Raw genomic sequence first — 1,121 nt, 5'->3', positions numbered from 1 at the left:
TCCAACAACTGACCCAGCTCACAGACCAGGAGAACATTTATCTTCATCTGCTAGGGTTTGTTAAGCACAACTATTTCTCTAGACAAGATAGTCTTGTTGATGCATTGATGAAATCGGTCACATCAACACTGCATAAGGCTACTAGTAAGCAAGCAGAACATGAGCGATTAGTTAAGGAGGAGCGTGATAAGGCAGTTCAGGAACTAAGTAAGTCTCATAAATCTATTTCAAAGCTCGCCAAAGATATTATCTCAATCGTTGAAAGCCGATTATCTACGCCAAACGAGAAATACTACAAAATAGAAGAGCTTGTTTTTGATTATCAGAAAAAGGACGAAATTGACTACAGCCTGTTAGAAGAACTAGATAATCAACTTAGAAAAGAAAGCAAAAACCAAACTTACTACCAGTTGCTCGAATCGCTTTCTTTAAGGCTACAACTCAAGGCCACTCCGATAGTAAGAGCTCTCTCCTTTGATGGCGCATCAAAGGCAAAGGATTTATTAGCTGCGATAGCGCACTTCCAAGAATCGGATGGAAATGTGGGAAAGTCCCCTCCTATTAGTTTTTTGACAAAGCAAGATCGTGCAGCAGTAGAGCGCAATGATTTTTCAACTTCATTGTACAAGTGCCTCCTATACATCTACATATCCAAAGGGATTAAGTCGGGAGACTTAAATATCAACTGCTCGTATCGTTTTCGCAGTATTCAAGACTACATGATTGATAAAGAATACTGGGAGGCACATAAATACCAGATCTTGCGTGAGTGTAATTTACTTGAGTACATAGACGGCGAAGCGTATTTAGCTGGTTTGAAGTTGGGGCTTCACGAGAAATACAAGGTCGTCAATGAGCATTTAGTAAAAGGGATAAATACAGCGCTCACTTTTAAGAATGGTCGAGTATCTAGAGTAAAAACATCGAAAACCGATTTTGAAGAGAAGTCATTTATTTCGGATGCGCTGTCCCAGGATGGATATATTCCAATTCTTCAACTACTCAAGGAAGTTAACCAAGTATGTCAGTTTACTCAAGACTTTCAGCATCTCAGCCCCAAGAACGTTAAAATGAAGCCAAAGGAAGAAACACTAATGGCCGGAGTTTTAGCAAAGGGCTGT

1 pseudogene is annotated in these 1,121 nt (G+C 39.9%); it reads left to right on the top strand.

Features of this window, described 5'->3' with window-relative positions:
• A pseudogene (locus tag A3763_RS08765) lies at positions 1–1,121 on the top strand (Tn3 family transposase); the annotation flags it as partial.

The organism is Oleiphilus sp. HI0128, from assembly GCF_001635365.1.
Note: the sequence above shows the minus strand (reverse complement) of the source record. Positions and strands in the feature narration are given on the sequence as shown.